Origin of the sequence: Streptococcus sp. FSL R7-0248 (genome assembly GCF_037967965.1) — a bacterium.
GTDB lineage: Bacteria > Bacillota > Bacilli > Lactobacillales > Streptococcaceae > Streptococcus.
Genome location: NZ_CP150201.1, coordinates 624,394 through 647,207, shown reverse-complemented (window position 1 = coordinate 647,207; position 22,814 = coordinate 624,394). Strand labels below are relative to the sequence as shown.

The window sequence follows — 22,814 nt, the reverse complement described above, 5'->3', positions numbered from 1 at the left end:
AGCCTATGTCACATTTTTCAAAAGAATTCCTTACTTGGTTGGACACCAACGCTGACCATATTGACCAAGAGTCTGGACCAATTGCGGACCAACTTCTTGAAAAAATTGCTGAAAACGACGTCTTTAAAATCGGCGTACCTGCTGAGTTTGATGGCCTAGGTGGTGGTCCTACTCAAGTTGTTGATGTGCTTAATGAATTGGCACAACATTCTTTGACAGCTTCCTTTATTTCTTGGGGACACCGTACTTTCATCGAGTATATCCTAGCTAGCGACAATGCTTACCCTCGTGAAACATGGTTGAAAGAATTGTATACTGGTGAGCGTGCTGGTGGAACTGGCTTGTCTAATGCAGTCAAATTTTTGTCTGATATTGAAGAATTGAATGTTACTATCAGCCAAGAAGGTGATGACTACTATCTCGATGGTCGTTTGCCTTGGGTGACTAACCTTCGTTCTGATAAATTCGCTGCTCTCTTTGCTGCTGACTTTAAAGATGGTAGCCAACCTTGGATTATCACCATTCCATCTGAAGCTGAGGGCCTCAGCCGTTCTGAAGATTTGGAATTTGTTTCCCTTCAAGGTGCTAACACTGCCTCTCTTACTTTTGATCACGTTAAGTTAGATCCTAATTGGGTCCTTTCAAAAGAAGGTACAGACTATATTGCCAAAACACGTCCGAACTTCCTTGGCTTCCAGTTTGGTCTTGCCTTTGGTTTGGCACAACGTTCTCTTGATGAGGTTGAAGCTAGTCTAAACAGTAACCGTAGCGTTCTTCGTGAGGAATTTGAAGCAACACGTGGAAATCTTCTTGCTATTCAAGACCAACTCTTTGCGGGTCTTAATGATGCTAATTATTTTATTGAAAAACCACGTGAACTTTTCCAATTGCGTATCGATATTGTCGACGTCGTAGCCAACAGCCTGCTCCTCGAACTTCAGGCTAGTGGTGGTCGTGGCTATTTGAAAGAATCAGAGTCAAGCTTTATCCGTCGTTGGAATGAAGGCGTCTTCCTTCCAATTGTATCTCCGAGTGCGGTACAGCTTCGTCACATTCTTGCAGCTAGCTAGAAAGGCCGGTAGACCAATGAAGGTATTTTTTAAGAAAATTCCCTTGGCCCTATCTAGTCTAGTTCTTGCCCTCTTTAGTTTATCCAATCAAATAAACCACTATGCCCTGATTGCTCAGGGCATTTGGTTTCTGGCAAGTATAGGTTTTATGCTTATACTAGGACGCTTGATTCTTGGCTTCGAACAAGTAAGGGAAGATTTGCACAATCCAGTCATTGCTTCGGCCTTTGCTAGCTACTTTATGGCTGCCTTTCTCTTTGCCAGCCGCCTTCCACTAGCTCAAATAGGTTTAAGTGTGACTTGGTTTGGGCTCCTTGGACTTTATATTGCCTATATTATTTTTTTCAGTCTGCGTTTTATGCGCCCACTATCTTTGAACCAAGTCTTTCCAAGCTGGTTCGTGGTCTATGTTGGCCCTGCTATCAGTCTTGTGACAGTACCGGCTAGTGTTCCAACTAGCATCAAGGGACTTATTCTGGGAGTAACGGGATTAGCGACTCTGGTCCTCTTTCCACTTGTTTTATGGAGAATGAAACAGATAGCCATCCCTCATCTATATCAGCCTATACTTGCCATTTTAGCAGCACCTCTGGCCCTTCTCATCACCAGCTCAATCAAGAGTAATCAAAGACCCGCAACTATTATTTTACTTGCCCTACTTCTATTCTCACAAGCATTCTTTTTCTACGCTCTTAATCTCTTTGTAAAACTGGTTAGAAAAGGCTTTATGCCACTTTTTGCAGCTTTTAGCTTTCCCTTGGTCAATAGTGTCAATGCTTTTAAGGCAGCTACCACAAGTCTGGGTTTAGTCAATCCAGCTACCCAATTGATTTATAAGGTAGAGTTCGTCATTATTCTTCTTATCATGACCTATTTGCTCTATCATTTTCTAAAACTCTTATACAAGGCGCTTATACAAGCTCTTAATACCAAAAAAGAAGCAGGTTCAGTGTGAACCTGCTTCCTTTCTTATCTAAATCCTAGTTCTTTTAATTTTGCCTGATAAGTGTCAAAATCAATTTCAATCCCTTGACCGCCATACAAATCATAGCTGTCAATCCAATCACCATCTGAAGGAATGGTTTGCGAATTGATCCCTTTTTTGAAACTTCCAGCATTTGAAAGTCCCAAGTCCAACATGTCTGTCATACTCATATTGGTTGAGGTTAGAGAGTAGACCTTCCCCAAAGCCTCAGGCCCTTTGAAGAGGCTAAGTGGATTCTTAAGCTGCTTCATGACAGCCTGCATCACTTGTTGCTGGCGCTTGGTACGGCCATAATCTCCCTCGTCATCCTTACGGAAACGGGCATAATTCAGAAGGGTGCGGCCATCCATATCTTGCTTACCAACTTTAATGGTTTGATTTGGCACGTGACCGTTCTTGTCCATCTTCAAATCATCTGGAACTTGAACCGAAGATACTTTTTTACCATCGATGGTCGCAAACTTCGCATTGATTTCTACACCATTTGGGAAGAGGGTATCAACCCCTGTCGCAAAGGTTTCAAAGTCAACCATGGCATAGTACTTGATATCAATATCAAAGTTGCGTTTGAGCGTCTCACGCATGAGCTCTGCCCCTTGATGATTATTTTGCTCACCAATATTGAAAGCCGTATTGAGTTTCAAGTCCTGAGAATAGTCGGTTTCTGAAGCCCCCTTGATATTGACTAAGGTGTCTCGCATAAAGCTAACCATCTTAACCTTACCTTCTTTATTGCCCACATTGACTACCATAATGGAGTCTGTTCTGGCATCGGTAGATTCTTGGCTAACGCGCTGGTCAGAACCTAGAATAAGGATATTGACCCCATCCTTGGTATCCTTACCATTAAAGGTCTCAACTATGGCAGGCTGGTAGGATTTACCATTATTACCCGCGGCAGAAAGGTCTGTTCCCTTGTAAAATTGATAGGCCATGGCTATCACTAGGAACACAACTCCAAGACTCAAGCAACTAAGTACTAGCTTAACAACCTTCTTGAGCCTTCTCTTTTTCTTTGGTCGCTTCTTCTTGGCTACTTGCGACTTGGACCTTGGAGCCGACGTTGCTGAAGGGGACGCTTGTCTTTGAACCTTTTTACGTTTAGGTTGACTTTGAGCAACTTCCTCTCGATAGATGGGAAGCCCTTCCTCTGTCAGCTGATTGGCAGCCTCATAATCACGCTCTTGATAGTAGTCATAACGATTGTCATAAGGCTGACGCCATGCTGCTTGATAGTCCTCTCTTTGCGCTTGATATCTCCGCTCAGCTTCATAGGCATCTAACTTTCCTTGGAGATAATTGAATTCTGAAGCCTGCTGTCCATTCAGGTGAGCAAGATTTTTTAAAAGATAGCTGTAACGTAACCGTTCATGATGCGTAAACGGCCCATTGTTAGATTTGGTCATAAGATTTCCCTTTAAATTTCATAGACTTGGTAAGCACCCAAGATTTTATATCCAATTCCAACTGCAGTTAGCTCTTCAAGAGCGAACTGAGCCAACTTTTCCTTTGTATAATCACAATCAATAATGAAGAAATACTCGCCAAGTACCGTCTTCAACGGACGGCTTTCAATCTTGGTCAAGTCAATGCCTCGCCAGGCAAAGGTCGATAGGGCCTTGTAAAGTGCCCCTGGCATATTGTCAGGCAGGGTCAAGGCCAGCGTTAATTTGCAATCAATCTGATTGAGCGGAATCTCAGGAACGGTGTTCCCCAACACCCAAAAGCGGGTATAATTCTTTTCAATCTCCTGAATATCCTTAGCCAATATTTGAAGACCGTATTCCTTAGCAGCTGCATGTGGAGCGATTGCTGCATAAGGCTGATCTGGATTATCAGCGACAAAACGAGCCGCAAAGGCTGTACTTGCTGTTGTCTCAATCTTGGCATGTGGAAAATGCTGTTTAATATACTTTTTCCCTTGAGCAATGGCCTGTGGGTGTGAGAAGATTTTCTCAATTTTCTCATGATGTTTAGTCGCCATCAACTGCTGCTTGATGGGCTGAACAATCTCTGCCATAGCACGAATATCGGCCTGATGGAAGAGATAGTCTAAACTCTCATGAACAGAGCCCTCAATGGAATTTTCCACCGGAATGATTGCATAATCCACACGTCCCTCTTCATAAGACTTGATAACCTCGGTAATGGTACCTAATGAAACCAATTCTGCCTCAGGAAAAGCCTTTAAGGCTGCATTATGCGTAAACGACCCACTTGGGCCCAAATAACCTACATACATTTGATAAACCTTGCTACTTCTTCTGGCGTTCGGTTATCAACTGTGACAACCAAATCTGCTAAATCTTGATAGAGTGCCATTCGACCGTCATAAATAGCCTTAAAATCCTCTTTGGAATGATTGAGAAAGAGTGGGCGCTGATTCTTGGTATCCTTTTCAATGCGTTCATAGACCACATCGAAAGAAGCATGGAGCCAAACGTTATGCTTACGATTTTTCGTCAAGAGCTGACGATTGCGCTCCGTCACAACGACACCACCTCCAGTAGAGATGATGACGTCATCTCCCTCTTGAAGGAGTTCCTCCAAAGTCTCAGACTCAATCTGACGAAAGGCTGCTTCACCTTCTTTTGCAAAAAAATCAGCAATGGTCATGCCGATTTTCTCCTCGATGACCTGATCCATATCCACAAAACGACCATCCAGGTATGGGGCGACGGAACTCTTACCAACTCCCATAAAGCCCAATAAAACCTTAGCCATGGAGCAATCCTTCCAAGTCACTAAAGAAGCTTGGGTAACTTGTATTGATAGCTTCCGCACGTTGCAAGTCAACCTCACCATCTTGAACCAAAAGGGCAGCAATAGCTGTCATCATACCAATACGGTGGTCACCCAAGGTATTAACCTCTGCCCCATGAAGAGCCGTCTTACCAGTGATAATCATACCATCCTCAGTTGGTACAATATCAGCACCCATAGCATTCAAGGCATCCGCTACCACCTGAATACGGTCAGTCTCTTTGACCTTAAGTTCTTCAGCATCACGAATCACAGTCTTACCTTGGGCTTGTGTCGCCAAGAGTGTAATAATTGGAAGTTCATCAATCAAACGTGGAATGATATCTCCACCAATTTCAGTTCCTTTAAGTTCTGAAGTTTCAACCGTAATGGTCGCAGATTTAGCAACCTGGTCAATATCTGAAAGGGTAATCTTACCACCCATGTCTTTGATCACATCAATGATACCCGTACGCGTCTCGTTGATACCAACATTTTCCAAGACAATCTTAGAGTTAGGTACCACAAGCCCTGCTACCAACCAAAAGGCAGCTGAAGAAATGTCACCTGGAACCACAACTTCTTGAGCAGTGAAAGTTTGGCCACCAGAAATACGAATTTCCTTGCCATCTACCTGAAGCTGACCACCAAACTGCTGAATCATATCTTCCGTATGGTTACGTGTTTTTTCCTTCTCGATGATAACAGATTCGCCATCAGCTTGAAGAGCTGCAAAAATAAGGGCAGATTTAACCTGAGCAGAGGCCACAGGCAATAGGTAATGAATAGGTTTAAGAGACTTGCTACCATGCATTTTCAAAGGTGGCAAATCGCGGTCCGTCTGACCTGATACCTCTACACCCATCTGACGCAAGGGAATGGTCACACGGTCCATAGGGCGTTTTGAAAGGGAATCATCCCCAAACATCTCTACATCAAAATCTTGACCAGCGAGCACACCTGAAATCAAGCGAATGGATGTTCCAGAGTTACCCATGTCCAATTTGTTTTGAGGAGCCTTGAGACCATCAAAACCAACACCGTGAATGCGAACCACATCACCGTCATCCTCGATAGTCACACCCAGATCACGAAAGACCTGCATGGTTGAGAGGACATCCTCACCTCGTAAAATATCACGAACAGTTGTCACACCTTTAGCAAGACTTCCGAACATAATCGAACGGTGACTGATTGACTTGTCACCAGGGATACGCAAGCTGCCATGAAGACCTTGTGCCTTGGTTTCTAGTTTCATAGGTTACTCCTGAAAATTTTATAGTTGCTCTCATTATACCATAATTAAAAGCCTAACCATAGACTGAATTGTCAAAATATTCACTCTCTAGTATTAGTATACTTTTCTCTTAGAAAGGCAACTGCCTCTTGAACACGGTTCCGAATTAAGTTAGCAGACTCCTCCAAAAGACGATCTTCCTCAGCCGACAAAGACAAGTGAACAGGAGCAACCACCCCTTGACGTCCTAAAATAACTGGATAGCCAAGGTAGGTCTGATAGGCTGCTTGATAGCTAGATACCGCCACTTCTTCTTGAGCATCAGAAAGGATAATGTCCACTAAACGAAGAGCAGCACTGGCAATGCCGTATGAAGTATAGCCCTTACCATAAAAGACCTTGTGGCCACCCTTCATAGAAGCCATAAAAAGATTTTGACGCTCTTCTTCACTGGTCAATGCTGTAATATCTTGACCTTTGACCTTGACTTGACTCCAGGCTGTAAATTGGGAATTCCCATGTTCGCCAAGATTGTAGCCGGATACTGATTTTGGATTGACTGATAAATCATCTCCTACCGCTGCCTTCATTCTAGCTGTATCGAGTAGAGTCCCTGTCCCAATCACACGTTCTCTTGGCCAACCTGTGAACTCTTGATAGAGGGCTGATACGGCATCTACAGGGTTTGAGATAACCAAGAGTATGCCTTTAAAATCCAATTTTTTGAGTTCCTGAGAAACCTGATAAACAGCTTCTCGGGTAAATGGAAATTCAGCAAAACGGTCCTCACCGGCATTATGCTGTAACTGAATATTTCCAAGGGATGAAATAATCACATCAGCATCTTCAAGTGCTGCATAATCATTAACCACGATGTTGGCATAGCTAGGCAGATTGGCCATAGCATCTTTAAAATCCTGGGCATCCGCCTCAGCCTTTTTCTCATTGATATCTATAAAGACATAACTATCAGCTAAACCTTGAGCAATAGCTCCATGAGCTACCGCAGCTCCAACATTTCCCATACCAATAATTCCAATTTTACGAGCCATCATTTTCCTCCTTAATATTTGATCTTCATTCTTAGACAATCTCTTTTGAATGCAGAAAAGGGCCTGTCAACTGACACACCCTCTCAGATTAGCTATTCAATTCTTGCAAAGGTTTGAAGATGATACGTTCAATATCATTCAAATAAACAGACAAGCCTTGTTGTGCAGCCAAGTATTCTTTCAAAAGGGCATTAGCTTCCACTTTTTGCCCCAATTCTTGAACAGCTGCTTGTTCTTCTGCTGTTGGCATTGTACCAGCTTGCATTTTAGCATAGAAATCCTCTTGGAAATCAGTGAACTCTTTGAAAAGAGCACTAGCCTCAGCATCAGCTGCGATAGCTTCTTTTTTCTCTACCAAAGTTTTGTACTCAGGAAGGGCACGAATGCCACGTTCCAACTCATTTGCTAAATCATAAATATTTGTCATTTTATTCTCCTAGGCGATCACCACATGATAGTCTGTATTGGCTTCAATGACAGTCTTAGCATGTGTACGATCTTTTTCATTTTTAAAAGTAATTTGAAGGATACCATGAATATCCTCGCGATTTTCTTCATTGATACGAAGGTTAACCAAAGACGTTCCTCGCAACAATTCCATAATGCTAAGGATAACGTCCTCACGGTCAGGGACATCCACAAAAATATCGAAGGCACTTTCCACGCCACCCTTTTTGTGGATTTCCATCTCTTTACGCTTCTTACGACCACTGTCAAAGAACTCCCAAATGGCATTCTCATCCTCAGCCTTAATCAAGTCAGCCACATGGTCCAAACGTTTTTTGAAATCTTCAATACGATCCAAAACAGCAGGCCCATTAGTCATGAGAATGGAAGCCCACATACCCGGTTCACTCTCAGCAATACGGGTCATATCTCGGAACCCCCCAGCCGCAAAGTGATTAGTCATCTCGTGAGCCTGAGCATAATCAGCAGCCTGCTCCATAAGACCTGATGCCAACAGGTGTGGAAAATGACTGATTTGACTGGTTACACGGTCGTGTTCAGACGCATCAATCTCCACAAAACGTGACTTAAGCCCAGACAAGATGTCCTTAAGCTCTGGGATTGTTGTCTCTCTTGTCAGACTTGTCGGTGTGAAAATATAATAGGCATTCTCAAAAAGCGTCACGTCGGCTGCAATAGCCCCTGATTTATGGGAACCAGCCATAGGGTGGGAACCTACAAACTGAACATTTTTACCTGTTAGGTAACGTTCAGCTGCCTCAACGATATCCAACTTAGTAGACCCTGCGTCTGTGATGATGACATTATCTTTGAGATCCAAGTCAGCCAATTCCTGCAAGTAGGCCACAGTTTGCTTAATTGGCACTGCAAGGATAATCACATCAGCAAGTGGGGCAAACTCTTTGAAATCACTGGTTGCACGATCAACGATACCACGCTCAAGCGCAATATTTCGAGAATAGTCAGAGCGATTATATCCAAGAATCTCATAATCAGGGTGGTCTCTTTTAATCCCTAAAGCCAAGGAACCACCAATTAATCCCAATCCTGCGATATAAATTGTTTTCTTACTCATTACTACTCCCATCTATTGTCTGATGCTGCTTAAAAGTTTTTCACATAGTCACGGTGACGTGCTACCGCTTCTTTCAATTCTTCCATGTTATCGGAAGAGAATTTGTCCAAGATTTCATTAGCTACGACTGTAGCAACTACGGATTCCATAACAACACCCGCTGCCGGCAAGGCCGTTGGATCTGAACGCTCAACTGTTGCCTTGTAAGGTTCGTGTGTTTCGATATCTACTGACATCAAAGGCTTGTAAAGGGTTGGAATGGGTTTCATAACCCCACGCACCACAATCGGTTGTCCATTGGTCATACCACCTTCGAAACCACCAAGATTGTTAGTACGACGCGTATAGCCATCCTCTTCATTCCAGAGAATCTCATCCATCACTTGAGAGCCCTTGAGGTAGCCATCCTTGAAACCAAGGCCAAATTCTACACCCTTGAAGGCATTAATAGACACAACTGCTTGAGCAATCTTAGCATCAAGTTTTGTATCCCATTGCACATAAGAACCAAGACCAACAGGAACACCACCAACGACAGTTTCAACGACACCACCGATTGTGTCCCCTTCTTTTTTGATCTGATCAATGTAGTCTTTAATCTCTTGTTCACGTTCTTGGTTAACGACTGAAATCTCTGATTGTTGAGCCAATTCCTTGATTTGAGCTACCGTCAAATTCTCAGGCACGTCAATTTCCTTACCACCAAAGACAACAACATGGTTAGCAATTTCAATATCGAGCTCAGCCAAGATACGTTTAGCGACAGCACCTACTGCCACACGCATAGTTGTTTCACGCGCACTAGAACGCTCCAAGGAATTACGCAAATCATCAAAACGGTATTTCATACCACCAACCAAGTCAGCATGTCCTGGACGTGGGTGAGTGATTTTACGTTTGGTTTTCAAACGGTCTTCAATGTCTTCTACAGCCATGATGTCCAACCATTTTTGATGGTCCTTATTGATAACATGAAGGGTAATCGGAGCCCCTGTTGTTTTCCCATGACGCACACCAGAAGTGATTTCAACCTTATCAGACTCAATTTTCATACGGCCACCACGACCATAACCACCTTGGCGACGTTTCAAATCATCATTGATATCTTCAGCCGTCAAGGGAAGACCAGCTGGAACACCTTCGATAATTGCTGTTAAACGTGGGCCGTGAGACTCACCTGCTGTTAAATATCTCATTTATTTCTCCAAGTACTCTTTCATTTCGACTAAAGGAATCTGATTGATAGCTGCCTTACCAATCTCTGGAACGATAACTGTCTTAATGCTATTGCCACGAGCTTTTTTGTCATGTGTGAGGGCTGTATAGAGCTCTTCAACACGCCATGGCTCATAGTCTACTGGCAAGCCAAATTTGACACACATCTCAGCGATTTGACGTGTGATCCCCTTAGGCATCAGACCTTTTTCCTCAGCAACTCGTGAAATCTGAACCATTCCGATAGCTACCGCTTCACCGTGCATGACTTTACCGTAACCAGCTGTTTGTTCAACGGCATGCCCAATCGTATGACCAAAGTTTAGGTACATACGGACACCACCTTCAAACTCATCTTCAACCACAATTTTACGCTTAACGTTACATGAACGGTAAATAATGGTTTCTGAGTTTTCTAGGATACTGTGAACCGAACCATCAATGCTTTCAAGAAGCTGCCAAAGCTCAGGATCATCAATCAAACCGTATTTGACAACCTCACCCATACCTTCGATCAATTCACGTTTACCAAGTGTTTCAAGGACATTAGGGTCAATCAAAACCCCATCAGGCTGAGCAAAAGTTCCCACGATATTTTTAGCAAATGGTGTGTTCACACCCGTCTTACCACCAATAGATGAATCCACTTGGGCAGTTAGACTGGTTGGAACCTGAACGAAGTGAATGCCACGCATATAAGTTGAAGCAACAAAGCCTGCTAAGTCTCCAACAACGCCACCACCAAGAGCAACAATGCCATCACTACGAGTCATGCCATTCTTAATCAAAAACTCATAAGCCTTGTTAACAGTCTTAAGATTTTTACTCGCTTCACCTTCTAGGAAATCAAAAACGACAACCTCAAAACCTTCGTGCTCCAGGCTAAGCTTAACTTTTTCTGCATATAGAGCTCCCACATGATTGTCCGTAATAAGGGCAATCTTTTGTGGTTCCCAAAGTGACTTCACCCATTGACCGACAGTCTTAAGGGCTCCTTTTTCAATAATAATGTCATAAGGGTTATGTGTTAAATTTACCTCTAGTTTCATAGTCGTCCCCTCCTAGCTATTGTATATATTTTCTAATTCCTGCCAAATGGCGTCTGTTGGCATGTCCTTGCCTGTCCACAATTTAAAGGCACCTGCTGCTTGATGAAGCAACATGCCAAGTCCGTTCACAGCCTCTATTCCCTGTTTTCTAGCCAAGGCCAAGAAAGGTGTTTCAAAAGGCTGATAAATGATATCAGCAACCAAGAGTCCCTTAGGAAATTTTGTATCTGTAGGAATAGGCAAGGATGCACCATCCATACCTACACTCGTCGCATTCACCAATAAACTAGCCTGGCCTAGTTCCTCTTGAAAATACTTAAGATCATTTAAAGCATGAAACTCCAAGTGGCAAGTTGCCTGTTCAAGTAAGGCTTTAAAGCTCTCTTTTGCCTTATCCAATGACTGAGGGCGAACATAGACACTAACTTTTTTGGCACCATCAAGAACTGCCTGCGTCACAATAGCTTTAGCCGCACCACCAGCACCCAAAATCATCAGATGAGCATCTTTAGGGCTAAAGTTCTTTAGACTAGCAAAGAAGCCAAAACCGTCTGTATTATGACCAATCAAATGACCATCACAATTAACAACTGTATTGACAGCACCAATCAGTTGAGCTGCAGGGCTAATCTCATCCAAAAAAGGAATGACTGCTTCCTTATATGGCATGGACAAATTGATACCGAACATGTCGTAACGTCTAATATTTTCAACTGTCTCGGCTAGGTCTGACTCTGGAATCTCCCAGGCCACATAAACACCATTAACGTGTGTCTTCTCAAAGGCTGAATTATGAATGAATGGTGAAATAGAATGCTTGATAGGATTGGCAACAACAGCTGCTAGGCGTGTGTGTCCATCAATCTGCATCCAAAACCTCCCTGATTCTACGCATGTCTGCTAAACTAATTTGTCCTGGAGCACTTGCATTATCAAGACTGGCAAAGGTCCATGATGACCCTATCAAGTCGCCCGCAAAACGTGACAAACGACCTAGTTTACCCATTGACATGGTCACAAACTCCTGCTCAGGATTAAAGGCCTTAAAGCCACGTGTGAAGTTCATAAGGTCGAGAACATCCTGCTCATGCTTAGGCATAACTGCCACCTTAACCACTCGTGGTGTCAAGTTTGCCATCTCAGACAAAAGTTCCATAAGGTTTTCAGGTGTCTCCTCAAAGTTATGATAAGACAAAACCAAGTTTGAAAATTCGAGCATTTGATCAAAGACAGCCTTACGTGTGAAATACTCAAAATCAATATAATCTGGCGAATAAATCGCAGCTACATCCTTAATCAGTGCGACATATTCTGCATCCGTTAACTCAAGCCTACCACCCTCACGCGTTGTACGGATGGTAAAGACAATCTCAAAGCCTGCGAATTTCTCGAAAATAGCCGGAGCAACCGTTAAGATACTATCCTTATCTAAAAAATCTGCACGCCATTCAATAATGTCTGCCCCCTCAAAACGAGACAGTTCAAGCGCTTGTGCCTCCTCTAAACTAGTTGGCATAATCGGAACTACAATTTTCATTTATTTACCTTTATTGTGTATACTTTCAAATAATTTGATGTTGGATCATTAGGATTGACGGTAAAATCCGCTGGTAATTGTTGCAGGTTAACGAAGTCCGCTGAAACATCTCCCAAGCCCTTACGTAGTTGTTTCTTAAACTGTTGCACTGTCATATTAGCAGCATTGGTACTTGCGATGATTGTCCCATGCTCTGATAAAATATCAAGACTTTGTGCAATTAACTTGTGGTAATCCTTATTTGCTGAGAAAGTACGTTTCTTATTTCGAGCAAAGCTTGGCGGATCGATGACGATAAGGTCATAAGATAAGCCTTTTTTCTTGGCATATTTGAAATAATCGAAGACATCCATCACGACCAAGCGATGATTTTCCATACTGAAGCCATTAGCTTCAAAATGAGCCGTCGATAATTCACGTGAACGCTTAGCCAAATCAACCGATGTCGTTTCAACCGCTCCTCCCATAGCTGCAGCCACTGAAAAAGCTGCCGTATAGGAGAACATATTCAAAACTGATTTCCCCAAAGCTAAGCCATTAACTAAACCATCACGCACTTCATGCTGATCAAGGAAAATCCCCGTCATTAGCCCATCATTGAGGAAAACTTCATAAGTTACCCCATTTTCTAAAATGGTGAAGGTATCAGTCGCCTCTTGCCCAAAAAGATGGTCTGATTCGAAATCAAGACCCTTGAAGCGGATTTTCTCATAGCCTCCCAAGACCTCAGGAAAGACCATTTGGAAAGCCTCTACAATATCATTTTTCAAGGAATAAACAAAGGCATTGTACCATGAAAAGAGGGCATAATCCCCATATAAATCAATTGTGAGACCACCAAAATCATCACCATCTTGGTTGAAAAGACGAAAAGCTGTCGTCAACTCATTATCATAATAGGATTGACGTTTGGCCTTAGCCCTTTCAAAAAGTCCTTGAAAATAAGTCACTGTCAATTGTTGTTTTTTAGGGGACAGAAACCATCCTATCCCCTTATTTTGACTTGACAAATAGCCCGTTCCTAAAAAGTCTTTGGATCGGCTATACAGATAAACCAACTGATTATTTTCAGTTATATTTGGAAAATCTTCGGCTAAAAGAAGCTGTTTTCCTTGTTTGATTTTTTTCTCCGCAAAGGGACTTACCGTCAATATACTCATGTTACTATTATACCATACTCCAGCCAGCAGTCCAAAACAACAAATAACCTAATCACCACCATAACCCACCAAAAGCCCGTTAGGGCTTTTATTTTTGCCCTTGACTCTTTAGCCTAAACGAGTTACCATCAGAGCACAAAATTAAACGTAAAGGAGAATTAGATGGAAACATTCAAAAACAACTGTGAAATTCATGAGCCTGAGATGCAAGTCCCAAGCCAACCAAGCCTTGAAGAACAAATTCAAGAAATATACAACTCAGAAAATGAAAACCCTGAAATAGATAATATTCTCACACAAATTGCCCGACAGGTCGGTGGAATACCCACCTTGGAGCGGCAGTATTCGGACAGCCAAGATTTCCACGATGTGTCGGTTTGGAGACTGCGTGAGTTATTGAGGGTCAGCTATGAACTTGGAAAATCTCATGCTCAAAACAAAGCCATTACGCCAGCCTTTGAAAAGGCGCAGGAAGTTTACCGCTGAACCTACCTAGAACTCGAAATTGGCAACACTGTAGAGTTTGGCAGATTTTCGAATTTTGACTGTAATTACGAAGATATTTTCAAAGATAAAAACTTCAAAGTTCGGCACAAATTAAGTGGCGAGCAAACCCTCGAATATACTTGCCAGTTCAAAAATTTCGAAACCGCACAGAATCTTTACCACCACACCAACTTGACGATGCAGATGATTTCAACTTTAGGATTTTGCTAAACCATCTCAATGAACAAGAAGTTGAAATTGTAGGCAGAACTATCAACTAGCCAGCACATCAATTTATAGCCCAACCAAGAACACGCCAAAAAGCGTGTTTTTGCGTGCTGTGCAGTTGTTTCGATTATTTTTCCGCAGACCGCAATCCCATATTCCAAACATACAACATTTCACAGTTTAACAGATTGACCCAGAAATAAAAATCATCTGGCTTTTCCGCACGGCAGGAATTTTCGAAATACAGCTCTGCCTGTTTTGCATCCGCAAAGGAACATTCATAAAATATGTTGTCTTCTGGCGCGAGTGGCACCAAAATTTCGAAACGCTCTTGATTGAATAATTCCGCCATATCTTGAACATAATCCGCCATCCCTCGAAACGGCGTCACCGTTCGCTGTTCGAGTTCGGGGAGGTTTGGCCGGATTTCATTTTCGAAATTCTTGTTTTGGTTGAACTTTTCCATAACATTGTCTCCTTTAATTTATTTACAACAGTTATCTTATTCCAAAATCTCACTGGCAATTTTCAACTTTTGAACCATCAATTCGTCCGCCAACATTTCCATTGCGTCCTCGCTTTTGGCACTTGCTATGGCTTCGAAAAGGTTTAACATATTGGGTAGAGGTGTTTTGAATTCGAAAAACAGTTCCCGCGTATTCCAAATTTTAACTCGGTAGCTTTTGCGAAAACCAATTCTGCAGTTTTCTGTAAAAGTGTTTTCTTTTAGAAGGCGTGGCAATTCCATCAACTTGGCGACTTCACTCCATTCGATAATTTTGCCCTCTGAAAGATTTTCATTTTCGTATTGGTTGATAAAGCTGAGGCTTTCCCAGTATAAGTTCCTATGAATAGCTTCGGCGAGTTTTTCCAGTTGTTTTTGGATCTTGTAAATTTCCGTAAAATCCTTTCTCTTATTTTGACAGTCACATCATAATTCTGTTTGGGTAAAAAAGTCTAGTATTTTTGAAGAGATTTTTGAGTAAAATTTACATCAGTTTCAGGAATTTTAGAATAGATTTTGTTTAGCTCAACAAGCTCTACAATAGAAATCTGTTAGCTTGTCAAAGGGTGTCAAAAGTCGACGAATGTTCGGCATGAAGAAAAAGCAGAAACCTTAATGTGGTTCCTGCTTAAATTTATGAGAGTCCTCTCGGCCGACTTCGATTATTGAATCAGTCCAAAGCTGACGAAAAAAAAGGAGAATACGCAGTAAGTCACCTGATGGTTTGCTTGAAAGATGGCGTTGTGTCGGGCGTAGTCGCTCATTCTCAAATCACTCGGAGCGAATGGCGGTGCGAAAGTTATTTTTTGTAATCTGAGACACTAGCTTCAGGTATGAAATATAGGGTTCTTTTAGCTCGAGTACACGCAACATAGAATTTTGATTTAGTAGAAGGTGCTAGCTCTAAAAGGGGTTGCTTTTGAAAAGAGTCAAGTGTTTTTTTATTTAAAACAACGCACACATCTAAAAATTCTCCTCCTTTACTCTCTCCCCAATTCTGACTGAAGCATTTATAAGTGGAGGAATTTTGGTAAAATAACTTTAAAATGCCGTCATTCTCCATAATTTCTTTGATAGCAGCATTATCATCAAAACACTCCACAATGCTACCCACCTCTTCCGAACAAGAGTGGATAGATACCCTTAATCTTGACGAGATAAAGTCACAGACAACAATTGGACATCTATGGCTGTGAGATAAAGTATCTGTATCAATTTCGAATCCAGCCTTAGAAATCTCTCCTAGCCACCTGTCTATATCTGAATGAATTCCTTTTCCTGTGTTACCTCTTTTTGATGTACTGAATGTTTTTTGATAAAAATCCCCTAAAAGAAATACATCGGCTTTTAGATCCGACAAACTAAGCATCCATTTGAAGTCGTCAGACTCAAAATCTTGACATTCATCGATAAATACATAATCAAAAAATTTATCAATTCTATCCAGATAACTATTATCGAATGCAATATTCTTTCTGTTTATAGTCAACTCTCCCTTTAGTAGAGAGTTTGAGAGTTGATTGTGAATAATTCGTCCATCTTTGCTTACAGAACTATTATCATATTGGTCCGTTTTTTGGTAATCAAAAATGATCCCCTTTGGTCGTCTACCTAAGTAAGGAACTAGACAAAAATTATAGAGAAATTCGAATACTCCAAAAATATGAGTATTTTCTGGAATGTTCCCATACTTCTCACAAAGCCTATCTTTTAGAACTTCCTGATTATTTTCTGTATATGTTATAATCAGATTCCGTTTTTCAGGTTGTACTTTTTCAATTATCGTTCTTGTTTTTCCGCTTCCAGCAACTGCATGAATTAATCGTTTTTCACCCATTCTATAGCCTCTTTAATATAATCTGGAATATTGAATGATTCCTGTAATGAATCATTATCATTAAATTTTGTTAATAGTCTGAGCGCAAACTCTGCTTTTTCTCGAAGCATAAATTCTTGAATGTTATCAGTAAGGGCGATGCTTAAAGAATCTATTAAATCTGAATTTTTATTATATAGACACACCTCAAACGTATGATTGGTGTCGATGCTGTCAGAGAACACCTTAATGTTGTCATAACTATCATACTCCGAATACCTATCCAGCACTTTCGATTTATAGTCACCATCATTATCTGTAATTACTGCAACTTTTTTATCACTAAAACCTTTTGCGATTTCTAAATATCTCTTAAAGCTTAGGCCGTCGACAGAGATAATAGCTACACCGCAATTCGACGCATCCTCAGAGTGAATAATTTCGAAAAACTTTTCCATCAAAATATACTCAGCGTTTCCTTCTACTAAGATAACTTTTTTAGACAGAATAAAATTCAAAAGATTTTGGTTTGTTGATTTTTTGAAAAATTTAACTGTATCAGGGCTTAAATCAGTAACTTTCGAAGTCTGACCCTCGTTAACAAATATTAAATTGTCAACGCCAAGTCTTGAGGTTATCATATTTGAGTGTGTACCGATAAATACCTGAACATTCGTATCCTCGCTTAGTGTATTTACTAGTTTTTGTAAATTTAGGTAGCTCAAATGATTTTCAGGTTCTTCAATCAATAATATTTTAACCCTATCTTTTAAAGATTTATAAGAGTTTTCTACACCCAATAGCACCTTTTCGCCTTGACCGAGATTTTTAATATCCACTCCGTTTTTTGCAGCAGAAATAGTGTCTCTGAAAGTTCTCTCAGATTCTTCGAAGTGTAGCATAAATTCCGAATCCACTGACTCTATTAAATTATCATCTCGTAGAGCGTTTATAAATGAAAGTGAGGATTCTCTATATTTATTATTAACCTTAGCTCGATTCATTTCATTAATAGAGCTCAAATAGACCTCATCAATTCTTTTCCGAGTTTCTTGATTTGTATCTATCAAGCTTGTGTTAACGGTATTATACAAAAATTTGAACGGCTTAGAGTGAGAAAAGTACGATTCCCCAGCAAACGTCAAAAACTCAACTTTGTAAAATTCATACGGAAAGACGTTCCAAGCGTTGCCCGTTAGAATTTCCTGAATTTCTTGACGGTAATCAGAATTGGGAGTGATTTTCAGACAAATTCCATACGCCTTTATCTTTTTTGAATTATGAACGCCTTCAATTTTGTAATTTGCTGCTATTTCTGGATTATTCTCATCAAAATATAACTCAATAAAGGTCTCTGGAAGTTGTCTAAAATTCCCTTTTTCGGCTAAAAATTTCGAAACAGATGTTGAGTTCATTAGACTAGCAAGGCTAACTTTTTCAATTTGAGAATGACTACCGCTTAACACTAGTCCTATGGCTTGGAGAAGCGTTGATTTTCCTGCGCCATTTTCGCCGATAAAAATATTTTTACCGCCATTGCATAAAATTTCCGTAGAAGGAAATCGTTTGAAATTTTGTAGAACAATCCTTGAAATCATATAACTATCTCACCCATTATTTACAATCCTCTCAACTCTTCCTTCACTAACTCTTCACTCACAGTATGGTTATAAAACGGCAAGCCAATAATGCGATAGCGATCATCATCCACCAGCGTTCTAGCTTCATCTCGTTCAGATATTTGTAGAAGGAATTTCTGTTTCCAACCTTCCTTGCTATTTTCAAAAGTATTGTCGCTATCTAAGAACTGGCCACCCTTTGGTTCGATGAAAATCTGCCACGAGACATTCCCCGTTTTCTTATCGTTCGCAAACATCAGAAAATCAGGTTCGAAAGCACGTCCGTCTTCGAAGCTATAAATCTTAACGGCTTTTTCATTGCGAAGCAAATAAATATCCGTCCACTTTTCTTCTAGGTCTGCCATCAATTCTTTAATTACTCGAACCAGCATTTTTTCTTCATCAGTTCCAAAGTTGTCGTCATAAGCATACCAATCAAAAGCGTCCAAATCCTCGAAATACTGGGTTTCTGTGCGGTTTTTCTGAGATAATCCGAACTCTGCATCGCTTTGCTGATTAACTGTGAATTTCCGCTTGATATTGGCTTCAAACAAATCTTGAATCTTATAAGCCGTAAACTCATTTGAGCCATAAAATCGTTCTTCAAGTGCCACCAAGTCTTTTTCGATATAGTGTAAGAGTTTTTCAACGATAAAAAGTTTGTGTTCTTGGCTAAGTTTATCAACCGCCTTTTTGTCTCCCTCGATAGTCAAGTCAATGTTTTGTAACATCGTGATAAAACCATCAAGGCTTACCAAACCAGGAAATGCCTTTATGAGGTTTTCGAAGGTATAGGCTTTATTTCGATTGATGGCAGCTCGAACAATATGTGGTTCAATCTTCTTGCCAAACTTGTACGGCAAGCTAACGATATTTTCTGACACTAAAGCAAAATCATCTCCCTCAAAAGCACCAATATCACGGCTGGACTGCGTTGGCAGGCTTAACTTAAAACGAGTCGGAATGATGGAATCATCCAAGAGAGATAGCTGCTGCTTTTCAACCAGCTCTTTTCTACTTAAACGCTTATTCATCCAAACAAGCCCGTCCGTATAAGTGCGAGTTTTCTTAAAACTGTCTTTCAGTCGCAGTTCACGCTCTACCAAATTTTGGTCATCATAAATACCAGACTCACGCAGGACTTGCTTGAGTTCGGAAATGTAGCGTGGATTGTTAGCAGAGTGATAATGAAGTTGCTCAATAACACGCAATTCATGGAGTTCATTTTCATCGAATTTTCGAGTGAATTTCTCGTCCGGATATCCATCAAAGACGAATGGATAATAACGAGCACCACGTCCTATCAACTGCTTTTCGGCGTTAGTCGTTGAACCCGCCACAAAGCCATTCTTGGTTACTTTTCCATCACGAGTGTCATAGAGACGGACAATATCGAAGAGATTCAGTACGTCCCAGCCCTCGTTGAGCATATCTACAGCAAAAATCGCTCGAATCTCATTTTCAGGATTTTCAAGTGTATTCAATTCCACCAAGCTATTGCTAGTTTTATTTTTCCCATCAATCAAGAGCAGGCGTTCGAGACGAAAATCTTCTTGTAGCTCTGCTATCAAATCTTGGTCTGATAACCCTGATTGATCAAAAAAGTCAAAAGCTTGTTTCAAAATGCCATCTTGGGCTAACTCACGCTGAGCGACAATTTGTTGCACACTTAGATTTGTCAACAAATCCAAAAAACTATCCAGATTGCCCTTGCTCTCTGCAATTTTCTGTGATTTGAACATGACTAGAGGTTTCAAGTTGATACCGTTTTTGAGTGCTATTTTCTTGCGGAACTGGCTGATGAGAATGGCTTGAAGCATACGTGCCGACACGTCGCTATCCACCAGATGAAAGAGAACATCCTTGGAATATTTATCCAAACGAAACTCTTTCAGGTCGTACTTGTAAATCAAGTGCTTTTCGTACTTCTGGGCAATATCCTTGTTGTTTAAGTCAATGGTCGCTGTAAATTCTAAGAGGCTAGACTTTTTAGCAGTCTTTTGAATATTTTCGATGGTTGACGTCCAGCTGGTGTTATCTTTCTTCTCGCCAGCATTCAGCCCTGCATTGAGATGGTGAGCTTCGTCGGCTAAAAGCACCACCGAAATATCTTCGAACTGTTCGTAAGAAAGTCGATTTTCTCTTGGTGTATTCAAATCTTGATGGAGCTTTTGAATCGTTGTAAAGACAATGTTAATCGCATTCGGATTACTGTCTGAAAAATCCGTGACTTCTCGCACAGGCACAACTTGATTGTTGAGCTCGATTTTTTCCGCAAAGAGATATTTGCCAGCTCCTACCGTCAAAAAATTATCACGGGTTTTAGTCAAGATATTGTCATTATTGACAAAGAAGATGAAGTTACGCTCCCCTTGTTGGTATTTTTCAAGGATAAGGCTTGCCATAAGTAGCGTTTTACCCGAGCCCGTCGCCATATTAAAGAGGACATGCTCTGGGGTTAATCGATTTTTGGTATCTTCCTTGTAATATAAATACCGCCCCAAGGCTTCCTTCTGGTAGGCACGAAGAGGGTATTTGAGGTTTTTCTCAAGTTTGGTTGGAACATTTTCCTTGAAGTCAATAAAACCATTGGCACTTGCCATGTTATAGATTTCATATAGAAACTCCATACTTACTCCTCCCCATAAAAGGCACGATTCAAACGTTTATCTTGTTCAGAGATATTATATGTTTGATCATCTATATCGCTATAATTGACATAGAGATTATTGTGGTCGATAATCTCCGACAAAATTTGTTTCTGTTCCGCCAAAGATAGTTTTTCAAATTCGCTTGCTTTCAATTTTTTAGGGTCAATGCGGTAAGACAAGAAGGATGACGTTTTTGCTGTGTTGAATAATTCAAGCAATTCCTCGGTCGTGGTTGCTTTCAAAATCGACTCTTTAAAATCTTGAGCATCATTTTTCAACTCACAATAGACAAATGAACCACCACCTTGCCAGTTGACATCTTTGGAAATACCGCCCTGTTCTCCATTAATAACCTTTTTCAAGCGTTCCACAGAAACGGTCTCAATATAATCCATCTGCTCAATGCCAATATACTGGCGGTTCATCTTGTGGGCGACGGCTTGAGTAGTTGCCGAACCCATGAAGAAGTCGAGGATTAAGTCACCTTCGTTTGTATGAGACTTAATAATATTCATCAAAAGTGTTTCAGGTTTTGGAGTGCTAAAAACTTTATCCTCAAACAAAGCCTTCATCTCATCGGTAGCATCTTGATTTTGCCCCCAATCTAACAACAAGTCTGTTATCGACTTCTCTTTTCCTAACTCCTCCTCTGAAGCATATCTCCTAAATGTATTAGCTGATGTTATGTATAACAACCCATCTTCTGCAAATTTTGTAATATTTTCTTGAGAAGTTCTCCATTGAGCTCTCGCAGAAAATTCATTTTGAGTTATTCCATCTTTTACGACAACATCTTGCATAAAAGTAACTGACATGGTCTTATTTTTATAGATTCCAGCTTTTATTATAGTATTCTGTTCTTTTCCTTTATATGCAATTCCAGCCAAAATTACCCTTTCGCTTTCTGGATTACTTACATTATCAACACGCTTTGTAGTATCAGTAGACCCTGAAATTGACAATTTTTTAATTCGATTTTCATTTTTAGCAAAAACTAAAATAGTCTCCATAACTCCAGCAATTCTGCTCAAAAACGATGGTTGCTTTTTCTTTTTCCAGTGTAGAGTACCTATATAATTCTTTTCTCCGAAAATCTCATCTAACAGTATATGCAAATACGGTTGCATACCAGTCCCTACAACTCTACTTGAATTAGCACGACTCACATCAATGTGGACAAAAATCAAACCGTCTTCTGACAAGAGTTCTTTTGCTACTTCTAAACGATTTTTCATAAAAGTCAACCAAGTAGAGCGAGTAAAGCTATCATTATAATCAAATGTGTCTTCTGCGCCTGTATTGTAAGGTGGGTCAAGATAAATCAACTTCACTTTCCCTGCAAAGCGTTTTTTCAAACTATGTAAAGCAACGAGGTTATTCCCCTTGATGATAAGGTTATCCGTATCGCTCAGTTCTGTCACCTCATGCTCGCCATCAGAGTCAAATCGTTTGAAATTAGTCAGTACTTTATCATCCAAAAGGCGGTTGATTTCCGTTGGCGCAAGGGTTTCGTTAAAGAAAATCTCCTGACGTTTGGCGTCGTCCTTGGTCTGCCCGCCTTCTAATACACAGTCTTTATAAGGGAAATTGAGGACAACTTCGTTATTTTCTGACAAGTAGCGATTATCGCTAGTCGCAAGCCCAATCTTGGTCTTGTATGCCGTAAAGCTATCAGGCAAGAACTCCTTATTATTGAGGAACTGCAGAAAAGTATCCTTTTTGAAAACCAAGATGCCTTCTTCAAGTGTGCTGAAAAAGTGGTTTGAAATAGTAGGCTCACTCATCAAAAGATTGAGTAACATAGAATCATATTGTCTTGCCAGTTCTGCCAGTTTATTCTTGTTTAGCGCGCCCTCTACTAAAAATTCTTCCTTCTGCAATAGTAGTCGCTCTAGTTCTTGCTTCATAACCTTAGGTTT

20 protein-coding genes are annotated in these 22,814 nt (G+C 40.8%); 3 read left to right on the top strand and 17 right to left on the bottom strand.

The genetic code is table 11. The features are described from left to right. Positions 1–5 precede the first annotated feature (5 nt). On the top strand, positions 6–1,070 hold the full coding sequence (locus NYE32_RS03220) for an acyl-CoA dehydrogenase family protein (protein WP_004182902.1): 1,065 nt from the start codon (positions 6–8) through the stop codon (positions 1,068–1,070). 16 nt (positions 1,071–1,086) lie between these two features. Further along, entirely contained in the window at positions 1,087–2,025 is a 939-nt protein-coding gene (locus tag NYE32_RS03215) for an ethanolamine utilization protein EutJ (protein WP_104020802.1), read from the top strand. A 14-nt stretch (positions 2,026–2,039) separates the two neighbouring features. Here the strand turns inward: NYE32_RS03215 and NYE32_RS03210 are convergent, their stop codons facing one another. The 12 genes from NYE32_RS03210 to NYE32_RS03155 all read right to left on the bottom strand — a co-directional run bounded on the left by NYE32_RS03210 (position 2,040) and on the right by NYE32_RS03155 (position 13,590). Beyond that, positions 2,040–3,461, bottom strand: a complete 1,422-nt coding sequence (locus NYE32_RS03210) for an LCP family protein (RefSeq protein WP_022496019.1) — start codon at positions 3,459–3,461, stop codon at positions 2,040–2,042. An 11-nt stretch (positions 3,462–3,472) separates the two neighbouring features. Beyond that, positions 3,473–4,297, bottom strand: coding sequence for a prephenate dehydratase (gene pheA / locus NYE32_RS03205; RefSeq protein WP_339157066.1), 825 nt, complete (start codon positions 4,295–4,297; stop codon positions 3,473–3,475). Further along, positions 4,288–4,779 carry a shikimate kinase gene (locus tag NYE32_RS03200; RefSeq protein WP_107372818.1) on the bottom strand — a complete coding sequence of 164 codons (492 nt, stop codon included), beginning with the start codon at positions 4,777–4,779 and terminating at the stop codon, positions 4,288–4,290. The genes pheA and NYE32_RS03200 overlap by 10 nt, the downstream gene beginning before the upstream one ends. Next, complete coding sequence (gene aroA / locus NYE32_RS03195; protein ID WP_110980861.1) at positions 4,772–6,055, bottom strand: 3-phosphoshikimate 1-carboxyvinyltransferase; 1,284 nt, start codon at positions 6,053–6,055, stop codon at positions 4,772–4,774. The genes NYE32_RS03200 and aroA overlap by 8 nt, the downstream gene beginning before the upstream one ends. 80 nt (positions 6,056–6,135) lie before the next feature. Next, positions 6,136–7,086: an L-lactate dehydrogenase gene (locus NYE32_RS03190; RefSeq protein WP_110980862.1), complete on the bottom strand. Its 951-nt coding sequence runs from the start codon at positions 7,084–7,086 to the stop codon at positions 6,136–6,138. An 88-nt stretch (positions 7,087–7,174) separates the two neighbouring features. Further along, a complete protein-coding gene (locus tag NYE32_RS03185; RefSeq protein ID WP_002890462.1) occupies positions 7,175–7,513 on the bottom strand; it encodes a YlbF/YmcA family competence regulator in 339 nt (112 codons plus the stop codon). A 9-nt stretch (positions 7,514–7,522) separates the two neighbouring features. Further along, positions 7,523–8,629, bottom strand: a complete 1,107-nt coding sequence (locus tag NYE32_RS03180) for a prephenate dehydrogenase (RefSeq protein ID WP_110980863.1) — start codon at positions 8,627–8,629, stop codon at positions 7,523–7,525. Positions 8,630–8,658: 29 nt separating this feature from the next. After that, entirely contained in the window at positions 8,659–9,825 is a 1,167-nt protein-coding gene (gene aroC / locus NYE32_RS03175; protein WP_073689758.1) for a chorismate synthase, read from the bottom strand. Then, positions 9,826–10,893 carry a 3-dehydroquinate synthase gene (gene aroB, locus NYE32_RS03170; RefSeq protein WP_073689757.1) on the bottom strand — a complete coding sequence of 356 codons (1,068 nt, stop codon included), beginning with the start codon at positions 10,891–10,893 and terminating at the stop codon, positions 9,826–9,828. Positions 10,894–10,905: 12 nt separating this feature from the next. Next, complete coding sequence (locus NYE32_RS03165; RefSeq protein ID WP_110980864.1) at positions 10,906–11,763, bottom strand: shikimate dehydrogenase; 858 nt, start codon at positions 11,761–11,763, stop codon at positions 10,906–10,908. Further along, a complete protein-coding gene (gene aroD / locus NYE32_RS03160; RefSeq protein ID WP_073950841.1) occupies positions 11,753–12,430 on the bottom strand; it encodes a type I 3-dehydroquinate dehydratase in 678 nt (225 codons plus the stop codon). Before aroD ends, NYE32_RS03165 begins: the two co-directional genes overlap by 11 nt. Next, the gene (locus NYE32_RS03155) at positions 12,427–13,590 is read right to left on the bottom strand and encodes a class I SAM-dependent rRNA methyltransferase (RefSeq protein WP_110980865.1); all 1,164 of its coding nucleotides are present in this window, start codon (positions 13,588–13,590) and stop codon (positions 12,427–12,429) included. The genes aroD and NYE32_RS03155 overlap by 4 nt, the downstream gene beginning before the upstream one ends. 162 nt (positions 13,591–13,752) lie before the next feature. Here NYE32_RS03155 and NYE32_RS03150 point away from each other — a divergent pair, with 162 nt between their 5' ends. Beyond that, positions 13,753–14,076 carry a hypothetical protein gene (locus NYE32_RS03150; RefSeq protein ID WP_038675075.1) on the top strand — a complete coding sequence of 108 codons (324 nt, stop codon included), beginning with the start codon at positions 13,753–13,755 and terminating at the stop codon, positions 14,074–14,076. 355 nt (positions 14,077–14,431) lie between these two features. Here NYE32_RS03150 and NYE32_RS03145 read toward each other — a convergent pair whose 3' ends face one another. From NYE32_RS03145 to NYE32_RS03125, 5 genes are all read right to left on the bottom strand, one after another. Then, positions 14,432–14,770 (bottom strand): hypothetical protein, encoded by a 339-nt coding sequence (locus NYE32_RS03145; RefSeq protein WP_038675073.1) that lies wholly within the window; start codon positions 14,768–14,770, stop codon positions 14,432–14,434. An 838-nt stretch (positions 14,771–15,608) separates the two neighbouring features. Further along, positions 15,609–16,646 carry an RNA helicase gene (locus NYE32_RS03140; protein WP_038675069.1) on the bottom strand — a complete coding sequence of 346 codons (1,038 nt, stop codon included), beginning with the start codon at positions 16,644–16,646 and terminating at the stop codon, positions 15,609–15,611. Further along, complete coding sequence (locus NYE32_RS03135; protein ID WP_339157065.1) at positions 16,628–18,223, bottom strand: TOPRIM nucleotidyl transferase/hydrolase domain-containing protein; 1,596 nt, start codon at positions 18,221–18,223, stop codon at positions 16,628–16,630. Before NYE32_RS03135 ends, NYE32_RS03140 begins: the two co-directional genes overlap by 19 nt. Before the next feature lie 20 nt (positions 18,224–18,243). Then, entirely contained in the window at positions 18,244–20,874 is a 2,631-nt protein-coding gene (locus NYE32_RS03130; protein ID WP_038675065.1) for a DEAD/DEAH box helicase family protein, read from the bottom strand. 2 nt (positions 20,875–20,876) lie between these two features. After that, entirely contained in the window at positions 20,877–22,802 is a 1,926-nt protein-coding gene (locus NYE32_RS03125; protein WP_038675063.1) for a site-specific DNA-methyltransferase, read from the bottom strand. Between the last annotated feature and the right edge of the window lie 12 nt (positions 22,803–22,814).